15 protein-coding genes are annotated in these 16,888 nt (G+C 64.6%); 1 reads left to right on the forward strand and 14 read right to left on the reverse strand.

Going from position 1 to position 16,888, the window contains the following annotated elements; translation table 11 throughout:
- Positions 1-169: 169 nt before the first annotated feature.
- The 7 genes from QD228_RS00555 to QD228_RS00585 form a co-directional block, all read right to left on the reverse strand.
- Positions 170-1,858 (reverse strand): protein adenylyltransferase SelO family protein, encoded by a 1,689-nt coding sequence (locus tag QD228_RS00555; RefSeq protein ID WP_279874076.1) that lies wholly within the window; start codon positions 1,856-1,858, stop codon positions 170-172.
- Complete coding sequence (locus QD228_RS00560) at positions 1,851-3,944, reverse strand: ATP-dependent helicase (protein WP_279874078.1); 2,094 nt, start codon at positions 3,942-3,944, stop codon at positions 1,851-1,853. Before QD228_RS00560 ends, QD228_RS00555 begins: the two co-directional genes overlap by 8 nt.
- A 69-nt stretch (positions 3,945-4,013) precedes the next feature.
- Positions 4,014-4,928 (reverse strand): glucosaminidase domain-containing protein, encoded by a 915-nt coding sequence (locus QD228_RS00565; protein WP_084209090.1) that lies wholly within the window; start codon positions 4,926-4,928, stop codon positions 4,014-4,016.
- Positions 4,929-5,256: 328 nt separating this feature from the next.
- The gene (htpG, locus tag QD228_RS00570) at positions 5,257-7,140 is read right to left on the reverse strand and encodes a molecular chaperone HtpG (protein WP_141392148.1); all 1,884 of its coding nucleotides are present in this window, start codon (positions 7,138-7,140) and stop codon (positions 5,257-5,259) included.
- Between the two features lie 286 nt (positions 7,141-7,426).
- Positions 7,427-8,614, reverse strand: a complete 1,188-nt coding sequence (locus tag QD228_RS00575; RefSeq protein ID WP_279874081.1) for a PaaI family thioesterase — start codon at positions 8,612-8,614, stop codon at positions 7,427-7,429.
- Entirely contained in the window at positions 8,605-8,991 is a 387-nt protein-coding gene (locus QD228_RS00580; RefSeq protein WP_084209092.1) for an MAPEG family protein, read from the reverse strand. The genes QD228_RS00575 and QD228_RS00580 overlap by 10 nt, the downstream gene beginning before the upstream one ends.
- A gap of 180 nt (positions 8,992-9,171) precedes the next feature.
- Positions 9,172-9,510, reverse strand: a complete 339-nt coding sequence (locus tag QD228_RS00585) for a DUF1232 domain-containing protein (RefSeq protein ID WP_254696432.1) — start codon at positions 9,508-9,510, stop codon at positions 9,172-9,174.
- A gap of 221 nt (positions 9,511-9,731) precedes the next feature.
- On the opposite strand from QD228_RS00585, the gene QD228_RS00590 reads away from it, so the two are divergent.
- On the forward strand, positions 9,732-11,726 hold the full coding sequence (locus QD228_RS00590) for a transglycosylase SLT domain-containing protein (RefSeq protein ID WP_279874084.1): 1,995 nt from the start codon (positions 9,732-9,734) through the stop codon (positions 11,724-11,726).
- A gap of 110 nt (positions 11,727-11,836) precedes the next feature.
- Here QD228_RS00590 and QD228_RS00595 read toward each other — a convergent pair whose 3' ends face one another.
- The 7 genes from QD228_RS00595 to QD228_RS00625 all read right to left on the reverse strand — a co-directional run bounded on the left by QD228_RS00595 (position 11,837) and on the right by QD228_RS00625 (position 16,777).
- On the reverse strand, positions 11,837-12,784 hold the full coding sequence (locus QD228_RS00595) for a hypothetical protein (RefSeq protein WP_191236714.1): 948 nt from the start codon (positions 12,782-12,784) through the stop codon (positions 11,837-11,839).
- 154 nt (positions 12,785-12,938) lie between these two features.
- The gene (locus QD228_RS00600) at positions 12,939-13,475 is read right to left on the reverse strand and encodes a hypothetical protein (RefSeq protein ID WP_077372307.1); all 537 of its coding nucleotides are present in this window, start codon (positions 13,473-13,475) and stop codon (positions 12,939-12,941) included.
- Positions 13,476-13,571: 96 nt separating this feature from the next.
- Positions 13,572-14,216, reverse strand: coding sequence for a LysE family translocator (locus QD228_RS00605; RefSeq protein ID WP_077372304.1), 645 nt, complete (start codon positions 14,214-14,216; stop codon positions 13,572-13,574).
- A 226-nt stretch (positions 14,217-14,442) separates the two neighbouring features.
- Positions 14,443-15,027, reverse strand: coding sequence for an exopolysaccharide biosynthesis protein (locus tag QD228_RS00610; protein ID WP_084209094.1), 585 nt, complete (start codon positions 15,025-15,027; stop codon positions 14,443-14,445).
- A gap of 97 nt (positions 15,028-15,124) precedes the next feature.
- The gene (locus QD228_RS00615) at positions 15,125-15,841 is read right to left on the reverse strand and encodes a divalent cation transporter (RefSeq protein ID WP_279874086.1); all 717 of its coding nucleotides are present in this window, start codon (positions 15,839-15,841) and stop codon (positions 15,125-15,127) included.
- Entirely contained in the window at positions 15,838-16,263 is a 426-nt protein-coding gene (locus tag QD228_RS00620) for a hypothetical protein (RefSeq protein WP_077372298.1), read from the reverse strand. Before QD228_RS00620 ends, QD228_RS00615 begins: the two co-directional genes overlap by 4 nt.
- A gap of 109 nt (positions 16,264-16,372) precedes the next feature.
- On the reverse strand, positions 16,373-16,777 hold the full coding sequence (locus QD228_RS00625) for a TM2 domain-containing protein (RefSeq protein WP_077372295.1): 405 nt from the start codon (positions 16,775-16,777) through the stop codon (positions 16,373-16,375).
- Positions 16,778-16,888 lie beyond the last annotated feature (111 nt).

Raw genomic sequence — 16,888 nt, forward strand, 5'->3', positions numbered from 1 at the left:
TATGGCTGTTGCCGCCATTGCCACGGGAAACGGGATGCCACCGAAGCAGCCTCCCATCGTGATGGCGCCGAGGTGAGTACCAGTGCATGATCCCGGCATTGCGCCCAGCGGATGCTCGGCCAGCGCTTGCACTGTCAGAAAGCGGTCCAGCCCTCTCGCCAGGCGCGGCTCAGGAAGAGCAGCTCATGCAGATCGGCGCGGCATTCGCCGCCGGCGGGCGTGTCCAGTCATCGGCGAGTTCCGCCTCGACACCCTGCGCCTGACCGAGTGCCTGCGCCGCCTCGAGACTGCCCTCTTCAGGACGATGGAACGGGGCACCCAGGCGCTCACGGAACGCTTCGAGCGTCGTGTCATCGCCCTGCTCGACCCGCGCGATCACTTCCAGCAACAGATGCGTGCGCGGCACGTAGAGCGGGTTCACACCCAGCATGGCGAGGCGCCGCTGGCGCTCATCATCGGCGGAGAGCCCGATGGCCATGACACGTGTCTGATAGCGTGCAAGCCAGGCCGAGGCTTCATCGCGCGCCTGTGCCGAGTTGCCGTGCGGCCCACGCTCGCCCGCCAGGCGCACGACCAGCGCTTCCGGCGCGGCCTGCGTGACATCCCAATGGCTGAGCAGACGATAGGCGTGGGTGTGATCCACCTTGCCGGCCGCCAGCAGCTCACGCCATTGCTGCACCAGTGTCATGTCCTCATCCCGGGAATCCGGCAGCCCGAGACGCGCGCGCATCAGGCGAGCATATTCGCGCTGCAACTCGCCTTCATAGGCGCCCAGCACGGCGGAGAGCGCTTCCACATCGATCAGCGGCGACAGCGCAATCCCGAGGCGCTCCAGGTTCCAGAGCCCGATGCCCGGCTGCTGGGCAAACCCATAGCGCCCGGCCTGGTCGGTATGGTTGGGGATCAGATTCTCTTCGTAGCCATCGAGGAAGGCATAGGGGCCATAATCGAAGGTCAGCCCCAGCAGCGACATGTTGTCGGTGTTCATCACGGCATGCACGAAGCCGTAGGCCTGCCAGGCCGCGATCAGTTTCGCGGTGCGAGTGATCACTGTCTCGAACATCAAAAGCGCGGCGGCGATGCGCGTCTCATCCGCCAGCGGCGCGCTGGGCGCTTCACCAGCGCGCGATGCCCCTTTCTCCGTGTCGGGCAGACACTCCGGGAAGTGCTCCCGCAGGGCGTGGTCGATCAACGTCTTGAGGTCAGCGTGACGGCCGGAGTGCGCCAGCCACTCGAAATGTCCGAAACGCAGATGACTCTCGCAGACCCGCAGCACGGTGGCACCGGGCTCGAGCGTCTCGCGCTGGACCTGCTCGGCATTCACCGCCAATGCCAGCGCGCGACTGGTCGGGATACCCAGCGCCGCCATGTACTCACTGGCCAGATACTCGCGCACGCTGGAGCGCACCACCGCCTGCCCATCACCGAAGCGGGAATATGGCGTACGCCCGGCTCCCTTGAGATGCAGGTCGAAGACGCTGCCGTTCTCGGTCTGAAGCTCACCGAGCAGCATGCCGCGCCCATCGCCCAGCTGCGGGTTGTAATGACCGAACTGGTGCCCGGTGTACTTCTGGGCCAGCGCGTCCATGCCCGGCAGCAGGCGCTCCCCCGCCATCAGCAGGCGAAGTGACTCGCGATCCTCCCGGCTTGACGCCATTTCCGCCACCAGCGAGTCCAGGCCCAGCAGGCGGGCGCAGTCAGGACTCACATCGGCCAGGCGAGTGCCTTGACGTGGCTGCGGCGCAACACGACTGAAGAAGTGCTCCGGCAGACGGGCGTAGCGGTTGTTGAAGCTCAATGACATCAGATCAGGCACGTTATCTCCGACAGCCGGGCTGTCTTCGCTGGATTCATTCATCGGAAAGCGGGTCGCGCGGCCGCGGGGGCGTGACGGCGCCATCCGGGGATTCACGGGAGCCACTCTCCTCGTCACGGCCAGTCCCAGGGGCTGTCGCGGGAGGCGCTTCAGGGGTCAACAGGCTACGCAGCCCCCCTGGCGGACGCCCCGGCGGCAACTGGCTGGCCATGTCATACAGCTTGCGCGCCGTGCTGTCCCTGTGCGCCTGACGCTCCAGCGCCTGGAGGCCGTCGTCGTGACGAGGCCGGGTCTGCACGTCGGGGGCCAGCTCGGCACCGGTCTGTCGGTGTTCGGCGGCGGCCCGAGTCGGACGCACTGGTTCGTCGACGGCCTGATGAGTCCGCTTGAGCATCAGACGCTTGCGGGGCGTCAGGGCGAGTTCGGCCAGCCGCGCACGTCCCCACCAGGGGTGAGGGGCACGGCTGCCATGGGCAGCCCCCGCCGCCTGCCCCCCCACGGCCGGACGCCACATCGCCAGCATCTCGGCGGGCAACTCCTGGATCAGAGGGAAGCGCTCACTCTCGGCCTGCGCCTGCCACCAGTGGCTCAGCCGTTCGTTGAGCACCAGCAGCTGTCGTGCCCGCGTGGCTGCGGTGTAGGTCAGATTGGTGACCAGCACCTGATTGGCAAGCTGCTGTCGTTCACCGGGCAACATCAGGTCATCCGCCAGCACGACGCAATCGAACTCCAGGCCCTTGGCGCGGAAGACGGTCCCGAGCATGACGCAAGGCAGCGTGACGGTCTGGTCGGCCAGGATGGCGGCCTGCAGATCACCATCCTGCCTGCGCAGCTCGCCGATCCATTGGTCCAGCGGCGCCTGCGCGTACCAGGAGGCCAGCTCGTGCAGGCTGCGCGCCTGATGATCATCGAGACGCGCGAGAGCCCCCAGCACCTGTGCCGGGGTCTGGCCAAGCCGCGTCAGTGCTGGCGGCAACTGACGCCACCATTGCTGCTGCTCGTGCCTGTCGCCCTGCTCCGCCAGCTGGTGGCAGCGCCACAGGCGCCAGTGGTCCAGCAGACCCGCCAGCGGATAGCCTTCGATGCCGTCCAGCCATGCCACCGCGATGCCACGCTGATGCAGTGCCAGCGCTTCACCCAGCGCCGCGATGGGCCCGGCACTGATCACGGCATGTCGCGCGCCGGCGGTCAGCAAGGCCTCACGCACGCCCGGTGCCGCCAGACGCGTGGCAGGCCCGAGACCGCTCATGGCCTGCTCACGCGAGGTCGGGGAACAGGCCGCCAGACGCGTTCCCAGCGCGGCCAGTGACGGCCCGAATCGCCAGGCCCCCGGCAGGGAGTAGACGGTGGCATCGCCAAGCAGCGGCGAATCCAGCGAGCTCAGCCCCTCGGCCTGGCGTGCCAGACTCTGGTGTGGGTCGCCGATCAGCAGCAGATCACAGCGCTGGCGTCTCAGCATGGCCAGCAGCGCCGGCGTGGCGTCCTGGGCCTCATCCAGCATGACCAGATCGGCATCGAGCGACTGACCATGCTGGGACCACAGCTTGAGCAAGGCATTGAAGGACAGCGCCTGCTGATGGTCCGCCGGGTCCAGCAGGCACTCCCACACCAGTCGCATGCTCTCGACCAGCTGGCGCAGCTCATTGGCGCTCAAGCGGTCGGCGCAGCCCTCCGGCAGATGCTCCGGCATGGGCACGGCATCACTCAGCGTGAAGAAGGTATTGAGCCCCTGGGCGATCAGGCTGCGCGACTGACTGGACAGGCTGCCCAGCCAGTTGAGGCTCTGGGGCGACAGTCGGCGCGTGATGTCCGGCTGCCGCTTGAGCTTGTCGCCGTACTCTTCCTGCAGCGCCTGACGCGCCAGCTGGTGCAACGACAGGGACTGGACATTGGCCGGCAGCTGGCTGGCCGTACGTCCCGCGACCGCCGGGTTGAGTGAGGTATAGATGAGGATCTCATCGGCATAGGTCCGCGCCAGCTCCACCATCAGGACGGTCTTGCCGCTGCCGGCACAGGCTCGCACCACCACGCAATCGCTGTTCTCGGCACTGGTGGCCGGCGTGCGATCGCGCAGTCGCGAGGGAAAGGGGTGGGCGAGAATCCGCCGTTGATCATTGCTCAGATGCATCGGGGCATGATCCCTTCTGTCAGACCGTGGGACAAGCGATTCACGCAGGACGATATCCAGCACCAGGGCTCACGACAAGACACCATTGGCCGCCAGGCGCTCACGCACGGTACGGATCAGGCCGCGATTCCAGCGCAACAGCTCATTGAGCGTCGCGAAGTAGGCCTCGCCCCGGGTCGAATAGGCGCCCAGCATCGGGATGAGATCCTCGGCGCGCACCCGTTCACCGGCATTGCGCAGGCGGGCCCGCAGCTGGCGCATCCTGGCATAACGCGGGTTGGCATTGAGGTTCTGGTAATAGGCGGCCAGCCCCGCCTCCAGACTCTCGAAGCGCTGATATTCACGCCCTGCCCGGCCGGTACCGCAGCCGGAGGTGAAGCAGCGCATGCCGAACAGATTGTTGGCGTTGCGGGCGTGACCGGACGTCCCCCAGCCGGACTCCTCGATGGCCTGCACCATCACCATGTCCAGTGGCAGGGTATCGATGCTCGCCAGCAGGTCGTCCCAGGGAATGCCGATGTCCGCGGCGCTGACGCTGCAGCGCTGCTGCGCCTGCTCGCACAGGGCATTCAATCGCTCCTGCTCACGCTCGCTGTAGTCTCTGCCGGCCTCGCCTGCTCGCCGACGCATCGCCTGCAGCCAGTCACGCTGTTCCGAAAGACGCTGATTCTGGGCCACCACCAGCGGGATCATCAGCTCGAAGAAGGCGACCTTGCGTGGATTGCCGGCAGCAAGGACACGCAGGTCCGGCATCTGATGGGTGGTGTCCCTGACCAGCAGCTCGTCATCCAGGCGTGCCGCCTCGGCGACCGAGCACACGGCCATCACCACCATCAAAAGGCAGAGGCCGGATCGACGTTGCATGCGTGACCTGGCAAAACGGCGCAGGAGTCGCTCGCCGGTGGCCAGCAGGCCACGAGCCATCGCGAGAGGCTGCAGGGACTGATGACGGTTCGGGAGTCGACAGGAAAGCAGGTAGGTCATGCGCGGCGCTCATGTGATGAGACATGTGATGAGAATGGACACATCCAAGACGCATAATCACTGGCAGCGTATCTCATGAGGCTGCATGAAACCCCAAAAATGCCGTCTGGAGAAGCCCATCTCATCGCCAGCGACACGAAAGACTGACAGGCTGACAGGCTGACAGGCACGGTTGCTGAAATACACGATGCCTGAAACGCACGATGTCTGAAACGCACGATGCCCCCGCAGCCGGGGCTGCGGGGGCATCGCGTCAAGCATGGCCGGTCACGAACGACCTGTCACGACGGGCATTCGAGCCTCCACGTGACGTGTTCGGTCAGTCGCCTCAGGCGCTGAGCATGCCGTTCAGGCGACGCACGTAGGCGGCCGGGTCTTCCAGCGCGCCACCTTCGGCGATGATGGCCTGATCGAGCAGCACGTGAGCGAGGTCGGTGAAGTAGTCGCCTTCGCCGCCTTCCAGACGCGAGACCAGGGCGTGCTCCGGGTTCAGCTCGAGAATCGGCTTCACTTCCGGCAGCGGCTGGCCAGCGGCTTCCATCATCTTGCGCATCTGGTAGCCCATCTCGTGCTCCGGCAGCACCACGCAGGCCGGGGAATCGGTCAGACGGTGCGTGATACGCACTTCCTGAACGCTATCAGACAGCGCTTCCTTGACACGCTTGACCAGATCTTCCTTGGCCTTGGCAGTCTCTTCCTGGGCCTTCTTCTCTTCCTCGTTCTCGACATCGCCGAGATCGAGATCGCCCTTGGCGACGTCGGCGAAGGACTTGCCGTCGAACTCGGTGAGGTGGCTCATCAGCCACTCATCGATACGGTCGGTCAGCAGCAGAACCTCGATGCCCTTCTTGCGGAAGATCTCGAGATGCGGGCTGGACTTGGCGGCGTTGAAGCTGTCGGCGACCAGATAGTAGATCTTGCTCTGACCTTCCTTCATGCGCTCGACGTACTGGGCCAGCGACTGATCCTGAGTGGCGCTGTCAGTATGCGTGGTGGAGAAGCGCAGCAGCTCGGCGATCTTCTCGCGGTTGGCGTAGTCCTCCGCCGGGCCTTCCTTGAGCACGGAGCCGAACTGGTTCCAGAAGGTCTGGTACTGCTCGGCGTCCTTGGCCAGCTTCTTGAGCATGTCCAGGCCACGCTTGGTCAGCGCGGACTTGAGCTTGTCGACCTGCGGGTCCTGCTGCAGCAGCTCACGCGAGACGTTCAAGGACAGATCATTGGTGTCCAGCACGCCCTTGATGAAGCGCAGGTACAGCGGCAGGAACTGTTCGGCGTCGTCCATGATGAAGACGCGCTGCACGTAGAGCTTCAGGCCACGCGCGGCATCACGCTGGTAGAGGTCGAACGGCGCACGACCCGGCACGAACAGCAGGCTGGTGTACTCGAGCTTGCCCTCGACCTTGTTGTGGCTCCAGCTGAGCGGGTCGGAGAAGTCGTGAGAGACGTGCTTGTAGAAGTTCTTGTACTCCTCGTCGCTGACCTCGGACTTGGAGCGCACCCACAGCGCAGTGGCGGAGTTGGCGGTTTCCCAGTGGATCTGCTCGTTGCCTTCCTCGTCCTTCTCGACACGCTGCATGCGCACCGGCAGTTCGATGTGATCGGAGTACTTGGTGACCAGGTTGCGCAGGCGATGCTCATCGGCGAACTCGAGGGCATCGTCCTTGAGGTGCAGCACGATCTCGGTACCGCGCTCGGCGCGCTCGATGTCCGCCACGCTGAACTCGCCCTCGCCACGGGACTTCCACTCGACACCCTGGTCGGCATCGAGGTCGGCGCGACGGGTGCGCACGGTGATCTCGTCGGCGACGATGAAGCCGGAATAGAAGCCGACACCGAACTGGCCGATCAGACGCGAATCCTTCTGCTGGTCACCTGACAGGTTCTTCATGAACTCGGCGGTGCCGGAGCGCGCGATGGTGCCCAGATTGGCCACCACGTCATCGCGGCTCATGCCGATGCCGTTGTCACGCAGGGTGATGGTCTTCGCGTCGGCATCGTGCTCGATCTCGATGCGCAGCTCGCTGTCATTGCCGTAGAGGGCATCGTTGTCCAGCGCCTGGTAGCGCAGCTTGTCGCAGGCATCCGCGGCATTGGAGACCAGCTCGCGCAGGAAGATCTCGCGGTTGGAGTACAGCGAGTGGATCATGAGGTGAAGCAGCTGCTTCACTTCTGTCTGGAAGCCATGTGTTTCGGTGTGGGTGGCGGTGGTCATCGTGAAGGACCCCTCTATGTCTGTGCCTGATGTGGAAACCGGCGGCAACCTGCGTCACCGCTGCAAGGTGGTGGCGAAGGCTCGCCCGTCATTCTCGGGGACGGGTCGAGTCACGCTCTCGTGGACCAGATATGGGGCAAGGATGAACGATTTCAAGGCACTAGAGGCAGCATATTGCGCTCGGCGTCGCGCTGATTCCTTCAGCAGGTTCCGTCAGGCCAGGCGTGAGACGACAGGGCACCCGCGCGGGGTGCCCTGAGGTGTCGCTGACGAAGGTGGCTGAGGATCAGGCCTCTTGTTCTCTTGCCAGAGGTTCCAGCACGAAATGCATGCGCGCACTGGCGACCGGCCGTTGACTGGAGTGCTGCCAGGCACTGACACGCACGTTGGCCATGCGCCGCCCCTCGCGCAGCACCTCACAATCGATGCGCGTGACACTGTCACCCCGCGCCGTGGCCAGATAATCGATGGAGAAATCGATCAACTTGGGCAGACGCGCCTGACGCCCTCCACGGCCATTCAAGCGCAGCACCTCGAGCGTGGCGGCCGTCTCCATCGCGGCCGCCAGCACGCCTCCATGCACGGCGGGCAACATGGGGTTGCCGACGTTCTCGGGCATGGCGGCCATCGCATAGCGAAGCGGGGTGGTCGGCAGCGGGTCATCCTCTGCCGACGAGGAGGGCGCCAGGGAGCACAGGCCCAGTCCGATGGCTCTGGCGTAGGGCAGGCTTGCCAGCAGGTCTGCAAGATCCCCTCGGGTGCGCTGGCCTTCGACGAAACGCCGGGCATGCTGCAGCCCGTCCCCCGGACGGCTGACGACCGGCTGCGACACGGCAGGGAGCGCCTCGTCGTCAGCGGTCTTCTGCGGGTCATCGATGACAGAGCCGGCTGCCCTCGCCGATGGGCGACCCTGCGCGGCGGCCATCAGCGCTTCGCCAAATCCTGGAGGCGTATTGCGCGCCCCCAGGCGAACGAAGTTGCCGATGGCGCGACACAGAAGCTTGCCCGGTTGCTGCCAGATCTGCGCTTCGGTGAAGACCATCGACTCGGTGACACGCAGGACGCGTGCCTCGCCGATCAACGCCATGCCTTCCACCCCGGGACGATAATGATCGAGACGCAGATCCAGCGTCGGGCAGACTTCCGGACGCTCCAGGCCCGTCAGGACGGCACTGCCGCACAGAGTGTCGGCGAACATCGTCAGTACACCGCCGTGCACCAGGTGGCGATGCGGGTCCCCCACCAGTGCCGCCTGCCAGGGTAACGTCATGCGCACGGCCGGCGCGGCGACCTCATCGACACTGACCTGCAATCTCGCGGTATGCGGAATGAAGCTCACGAACCCCGTCAGCGCCCTCACCCAGCTGGCGTCATCCAGCCCTCCTCCCGCCGCCGGCACGTCAGCGCGATTGACGGCCAGCCCCAGCAGACTGTGCGGCCCGTCTTTCGTCGCCTCCGACGCCGTCACATCCATAGCGGTATCGCGATCAGCGCGAGGGAGACCAGATAGCCGACGCCCCACAGCAGGGAGCGCAAGAGCGCGATATTCGCCAGATAGCAGCCCCAGTACCCCAGACGCGCCAGCACGAAGATCACCGCCAGAGTGGTGGCGATCGGCGCGCCGGGCGCGACGATGACACTCACCAGCACCCCGGCGGCAAACAGCGGGAACGCCTCGTTGCTGTTCTGATGCGCGGCGAGCGCACGCGCCCCGAAGCCCGTGAGTTCGCGCTGCTGCGCGCGGGGGTCATGGTTGTCATAGCGTCCGGTACGTTGCTGGGCCCAGGCGACGGGCGCCTTGGTCAGCACCAGCATCAGCGCCGCGAACAGCAGACAGGCATAGATCAGCATGCAGGATTTCCTCGAGACTCGTCATGAAAGGCATCGTCCGCCAGGGCACGTGTGCATGTCACCGGCACGACGCGGTTCAAACTGGTGTTTGATGATCCCTCACGAGCATGACAGGTGATCCTCATCGCCGCCATGCGGCCAATGGGCAGTGCCCTGCCACCGCATGGCCCGCCAGCGTCGTCAGGGCGCCGAGGGATCGGAAGGCTCGGTGTCGGGGACCTCGCCGCGCCACAGGCGATAGTCGGCCAGCGCATCATCGAGCTTGCCGAGCAACCAGGTCACGATCACCAGATCATCCAGAATCCCCAGCCCCACCAGCATGTCGGGGATCAGGTCCAGCGGCGAGACCAGATAGAGCAACGCACCTGCGGCCAGTCCCAGCGCCTTCCACGGCACCGGGCGATAACGTCCACTGATCACGTCACGGCACAGCGGAACGAGTGTACGCAATGCCGCTCCGGCCTTGCCCAATACGTGTCGGCGACCAAACAGGCGGGTCAACCACATTGCCTTGCCCATGGGAACACTCCTCGTACATTGCCTGTATCGCAGGTATTGCATGTATTGTGACTGTCAGCATCCATCGACACTGTCATTCCTCGTCATCGGCTGCCACGATAGCCCTCAATGGGTGCTATCTCTGCAACCCCTGATACACGACATCGGGGCACTGGGGCGTCTACGCAAGATGCGGGCGACGCCTCAGCCCTCTTCACCTCGTTCATCGCAGGAGTCTCCAGGTGACACTAGGCAAGTTCGTTTCCCCACCGGGCCGCGGCGCCCGCGCCATGCGCCGCTTCACATCGTTGCGCCATTTGACAAGCCTGGGTCTGCTGCTGGGCCTCAGCCTGCCGCTGCAAGCGGCCACTCCCAGTGATCAGAGCTTCCGCGCTGCGCTGGAGGATGCCCGAGCCAAGCGCTTCCAGGATATCCAGCAGGTCGCCGTCAATGGCCATGTGCTGGAAGGCTATATCGAATATCACCAGCTCAAGGCACGCCTGCCCTACGCAACGCCGGCGGAAGTCCTGTCCTTCATGGAGCGTCACGCCGATTCCCCCTTGGCGGAGTGGATGCGCGGCCAGGCCATCTCGGCCTACGGACGCACCGGACGCCATGATGCTTTGCTCGAGGTCAGCGATGGCGTGCCTGCCGGTGCCAGCCGTCAATGCCATTACTACACGGCACAGCTGAACAATGATTTCGCCAGCGCCTCGCAAGGCGGCCTGAAACTCTGGCATGTCTCGGGCTCGCAGGATTCCGCCTGTGACCCGCTGTTCTCGACGCTGCGCGAACGTGGCGTGATCGATGATCAGGCCGTCTGGGAACGCATGATGCTCGCCTGGGCCGCCGGTCAGGGCAGCATGGTCAGCTACCTGGAACGCCAGCTGTCGGGCAACTGGCAGCAGGCCATCGCCGCACGCGAGCAGCTGGACGGCAACTTTGCCGCCATTACCCGGATTCCGACCGATCTGGGTCACGGTGGGCATGCCTTTGCCGCGCTCAGTGTCGCTGCCATGCATGGCTTCGTGCGCGCGGATACCGAGGCAGCCCTGGAGGCCTGGCGCAAGGTCAGCCCGCACATGCCGCTGAGCGATGAGCAGCGTCATGAGGTCGAGCGTGATCTGGCCTGGTATTCCCTGGTACGTGACATTCCCAACAACCAGGGCTGGGTGGATGAGCGCCTGGCCATGCTCGATGATGAGGAGCTGTTCGACCTGCGCATGCGCAATGCCATTCGCGATGGCGCCTGGGGCGAGGTACGCGAATGGGTCCTCAAGATGCCGGAACGCTTCAGTGGCGAAGCCCGATACCAGTACTGGCTGGGCCGTGCGGATGACAGCCTGGGACGCCGGGATGAGGCACGCGCCGCCTGGGCACGCGCCAGTGGCGAACGCAACTTCTATGGTTTCCTCGCCTCGGACCGGATCGGCAAGGCCTATTCGCTCAATCGCGATGACCAGACCTTCGATGATGCGCAACTGGCAGAGATTGCCCGCACCCCGGCCGTCAGGCGTGTCAGGGCGCTGATGGAGATCGATGAGATCGGTCTGGCGCGTTCGGAATGGTTCAATGCCGTGAGCCAGGCCGATGACGCCGGCGCGCGTCGCCTGGCGGCTTACGCCCTCAAGCAGCAATGGTATGACCTGACCGTGTTCGCGACCATTCGCGGCAAGCTGTGGGATGGCCTGTCCTGGCGCTTCCCGCCCGCCTGGCAGCAGGACTTCCAGCGCTATGGGGCCAACGCCGGTGTGGACCCCTGGATGCTGATGGCACTGGCGCGTCGCGAGAGTGCCTTCAATCCTACCGCCACCTCGCCCGTGGGTGCCCGTGGGCTGATGCAGCTGATGCCGGGCACGGCGGCCAAGGTCAGTCGTGACCTGGGGCTTGCCACGCCCAGCCATGCCGCGCTCGGTGACCCGGACACCAACATCCGCCTCGGCAGCACCTATATCCGCGAGATGCTGGACCGCTACTCCGGCAATCGCCTTGCGGCAGCGGCGGCCTACAACGCAGGCCCGGGCCGCGTGGATCGCTGGCTGGCCGATACCCCGCGCGAATATGACCGCTTCGTCGAGCGCATTCCCTTCAAGGAAACCCGTGAGTACGTCAAGGCAGTACTGGCGTATCGCGTCATCTTCGAGTCGCTGGCCAAGGGCACGAGCGACGGCGTCAGAGTGGTCAGTGAGCGCGAGGTCAATCAGCCCTACACCACCGCGCTGGTGGACCGCCGCTGAAGAGAATCATGCCGAACGTCCAGCGCACGCGCTGACAGACCAATCGTGACGTCACACACGACAACGCCAGCCTCAGGGCTGGCGTTGTCGTCGTGCGTCTCCGCTACGGCTCAATCATCGCGTCGGGCATGGATTCCCGATAGCGGTGGCGTCTGGCCGTCACCCTGTCGGGGAGCTTCCTCATGCTGGGGAGCGTAGCGATTCAGCGCCTCGGCATAGCTCAGCGGACGCCCATCACCGCTGTCGCGCTGACTGCCCTTCCAGTTCTCGTCCTTGCGGGCGAGAGAGGGATTCGCGGGAAATGTCGAGGGCGAGGTCTCATGGGGTATCTGGCGAGCCCCATCCGAGTGACGAGCCGAATGGCTGACGCGAGGGCGGCGCCACAGGCGCCAGGCCAGTATCAGCCCCCCTGCCCAGCTGACGCTCCCCAGCAGCCCGTAGGCGATCATGCTCCAGACATTGCCGGGACGATGGCCCGCATTGATGATGATCACCCGCGACAGGTCGATGTCCGGCCAGCGTTCACTCAACAGGGCGCGCTCATCGCCGGGCAGGTCGGTCTCGGCATGCAGCACGGTACCGAACAGGCCATCCGGGAACTCGATGAGCGGCGGGACGTTCTTCAGGCTCTGGACGGAATCGGTACGCACCAGCACGCCCATGCGCTCGATGCGCGGCCACTCGTCCGAGGGAATGCCATCGATGCCACCGAAGGCGCGTGACAATCCTGCCAGCTCCAGCAGATAGGGGTTCATGTCCGAGATCACCGGGTAATAGAGCGTCTCGATTCGCTGCCCACCTTCGGCAGCCGCATCCAGACGAAAGGTCTCGGCATGTTCGCGATAGACCGCCCAGTGATCGCGTAGCGACACGAACTGATTGACCGGTAGATTGCCCTGTTCGACGGCTTCCAGGTTCAAGGTCTCAGGCCGGGACGTGACACGGCCCACCCAGCGTCCCTCTTCGAAGGCAAACAGCCAGGCCGCCAGCCCCACGAGCAGCAAGACGACGATACCCGCCCCGGCCAGCCGGCGACGCAAGGTGTAGGAAGGACTCATTGGTTAGCATTCCCTGCTTCTGCCAGCCTGACGTGCGGCCGGTCTTGATGTAATGACGACACGAACCATCGTGATCTTCACGACAGCATACCTCATCCACTCACGCGGCCTTTCCACACTTGGCCGGCCACGCGACTGCGGTGAGCGTCCGGACTCAAGGGCCCTTGAGTCGCGAGGACAGACGCTCACTTTCACGACAATAGCGCTGACGCAGACGCAGCACCTCAAGTGAGTTGCTCGACAGTGCATCCAGCACATAACGATTGCAGGCGCGTTCCGCACGTTTCTGGGCAGCTTCCAGCGCCTTGCGCGCCTCACGCTGGGCAGGTGTCATCCCGGCATAGGGGTCGCGCAGGGGCTTGTAGGTGGCGGCCGCCTTGCAATACATGGTGCGAGTGTCGAGATGGGCAGCACGCCCCCTCTGCTGCAGGGCGTGACAGGTCTCGACGAACAGACGGCTGGCCATGCGTGAGCAATCACGTTGCTCCGCCGCGCTGCCGGTCTTGCTCAGCCGGGCACATACCGACTCCTCCTGGATACGCCACAACTGATGACGGAAGTCGACGGTGTAGCCGTGATAGAGCACCTGTACCTGCTGGACACGCGAATCGTAGACATCGCTGATATCACGAGACTCAAGATGGGTCACGATCTTGAGGAAGGAGGCAAGGGTCAGCGTAGCAGGATCCATGTGGCGTGAGGGATAAGGCGTTCATCCCCGGCTTCTCCGTCGCAGTGAGTGCTCTCGTGCCCGCAAAGGGCCGCGTGCAGATGTCAGACGCCGCCGTCAGCGGCTCAGGGCCAGGCGCGCGCCGAGTGCCACCATCACGGTGCCGGTGATGCCTTCCATCCAGCTGGCGACACGGGGTCGAGCCAGCCAGCGCCCGGCACCGCCCACCATCACCGCCACACCGATCTGCCACAGGTTGGCGATCACGAAGTGGACACCTGCCAGCCACAGCGACTTGAGAATGGCCGGGTCGGTCGGTGCGATGAACTGCGGCAGGAACGCCATATAGAAGACGACGGTCTTGGGGTTGAGCACGTTGGAGAGGAAGCCTTCGCGCAACGGTTGCCAGAGAGAGACTCGCTGACGCGCGACATCGGCCTGGATATCCAGCCCGCGAGTGCGGCGCGCACTGAGCAGACTCTTGATCCCCAGCCATACGAGATAGGCAGCACCGACCAGCTTGAGTGCCGAGAAGGCCCAGGCGGATTGCAGAAGAATCAGCGAGATCCCCGCCGACGACACCAGGGCATGCACGAAGAGCCCGGCACAGATGGCAACACTGGTGAGCACCCCGTCGCGCAGGCCGCCACGCAGGGTGTTGCGAATCACCAGCAGGGTGTCCACTCCGGGGGTCACGGTGAGCAGCGTGATGGCCACCACGAATGACCAGAACGCGGTATCGAACTGAATGAAGTCAAACATGCCGCATATCCTTGTGACGGACTTCTCCACGCCCTGCGGCATGAACGGATGTCCAGTCTAAGCGAGGGATGCGAGCCTGAAAAGTCATCGCTGACAACCTTCAGACCGCCAGCCCATCCTCGTCGCTCAACTGCCGCCCTCGCCCCCACCTCGGCGTGATCCCTTCCACTGAGACTCGCTCATGCCTTCGAGGGAGGCGCCCCGGGCGCCGAGGCGCCTCAGGGCTTCAACCGACCAGCCACAATCCCGCCACCACATCGGCAAGCAGCACCGCCAATGCCAGCAGAATGACGACGCCATCCTCACCGATCAGCCCCAGCCCGAGCAGCAACAGCGTCGCGGCGGGCAGTGCCGAGGCAAACGGCACCAGCTCCAGAGGCACCATGGTGGCCGCCAGCAGAATGGCCAGTGCAGCGATCAGACGATAGGCAATGCCACGTGTCATGAAACCGAGCCGCGGCTTGAGCAATCGGTCGATGCGCCGTGTCCAGGGACGCGCTCGCTGCACGCCATGGGTGAGGCGCTCATGCTCGAAACTGAAGCTGGCCAGCCGTCTGGGCAACCAGGGAGTGCGATGGCCCAGCAACAGCTGGAAGGCGATCAGCCCGATGAACAGCGCACAGGTAGTCGGCACGCCCGGAATGGCCCCGGTCGGCAGCAGAACCAGCAGCGCCGGCAACACCAGCAAGGGGCCGAAGCCGCGTGAATTGAAATGTTCCAGTATGGCACCCAGCGAGATGTCGCCTTCTATCTCGCGGTCCAGCTCTTCCAGCAATGCGGTGAGACCGCTGTCCTTGGCGTGTTCGCTCATGAGATATCCGTGGTGAGACGTGACAGGGAAGAAAGAGCAGACACATGGCAATACCGATGTCGGTCAGTCCTGCTGTCGGCAAGCGGATCGCCTGCCATCAGCCGACCAGACGTTCACCGAGCATGCCGATCATGAATCCCAGCGTGGCCCCCAGCGGTGGAGACCAGTGATGCACCACTCGCGCCTGGGGGGCGATGTCCTGAAAGATCAGATACAGGATGCCTCCCGCCGCGAAGGCCATCAGCCCGCCCAGCAGCCGGGGGGCATCCGCCAACCACAGATGGCCGGAGAAGGCCGTCAGCGGACCTAGCAATGACAGCAGCAGGAAGGCGCCCAGTCCCTGTCGCGCGGTGAGGCCAGCGCCTTCCAGCTCCCGATAGGCATTGAAACCTTCTGGCAGGTTCTGCACGGCGATGAACAGCGCCATCAGCATGGCCGCCGCAGGTGAGGCGGATGCCAGGGCCCCGAGAGCGATCGCCTCGGGGATGAAGTCCATCAACATCGCCAGCAGCTGTCCCCTGGCGTCACCGCTGCGGGCCAGCCAGCGATCCAGCTGCATGAAGACGAGCGCCCCGAGCAGAAACAGCCCGAGCAGAGGCAGGACGGACAGGGATTCCATGGCGCGAGGCACCAGCACCAACGCGACCGCTGCCAGCAGGATGCCTCCCCCCAGCGCCGTGATGCCAGCCAACCAGCTGCGCTTGACGTGGGTTTCGTGGCTACGCTCCAGTTGCGCGATCACCCCACCCAGCGGGATGCACAACCCGGCCGCCCAGGCCATTGCCAACATTTCCCAGGGGAGGTCTGCCATCATGCTGCCGGGCGGCCACCAGGGGCCGGACGTTCACCCAGCACGCGCATCAGCAGGCTGGTACCGAGCCCCCAGGCACCATTGAGAATCAGCCCGCCGATGATCATCATCGGCACCACGGCGATGCCCTTGAGCGGGAAGACGACCAGCATGGCCACTGCCGTCGGACCGACGGCACCGAATGCCAGACTGATCAGCCAGTGGCTCATGCCGGTGCTGCGGCGTACCAGCGCCCATAGCGGCAGTCCCCATAGCCCGCCCCAGAAGGCCAGCGAGAGCACTGACGGAACGCCCAGCGGCCCGGCAGGGGTCATGTTGTAGGGCGCCTTGGGCAGGATATCGGCCAGATAGAAGAGCCCGAACAGCCCCTGATGGAAGATCAGGGTCGCCAGAAAAGCCGCCACGAAAGCCTTGAGCCAGATCATGTGAACATCCTTGTGATTGAGGCCGCCTGCACTGAAGGTCGGCGGCGTCCGGACAGTCCCGGAGCTACCTCCCGGGACCGATGCGGCACTGACGCTTGCCGAAGGTGGATCAGCGGGCCTGTTCCTGGGAGATCTGCTCGTTGAGCGTCCAGAAATCATAGAGCACGCCGATGAAGAACAGCCCACCGGTACACAGATAGATCAGCCCGGTCAGCCACTTGCCCATGTACATGCGGTGGACGCCGAATACGCCCAGGAAGGTGAGCAGAATCCAGCTCAGCGAGTAGTTGATTGGCCCTTCACGAAAGCGGAAATCCGCCTCGCGGTCCATGGCGGGAATCAGGAACAGGTCGATCAGCCAGCCGATCCCCAGCAGGCCGAAGGTGAACAGCCAGATGGTGCCGGTGACCGGTTTGCCATAGTAGAAACGATGGGCGCCGAGGAAACCGAAGATCCACAGCAGGTAGCCCATGGTCTTGGAGTGCGTGTCCTGTACGACGGGCGATGCGGTCATCTGTAAAGCCTTAGCCGTGAAACGGCAGATCATGATTGCGAATACAGTCAATGCGGTCTTGGCGGGCGGGAATCAAGCCTCTCGTGCCCGCAAGCCTCGTCCAGACGCGAC

The organism is Cobetia sp. 3AK (assembly GCF_029846335.1).
GTDB classification, from domain to species: Bacteria; Pseudomonadota; Gammaproteobacteria; order Pseudomonadales; family Halomonadaceae; genus Cobetia; species Cobetia marina.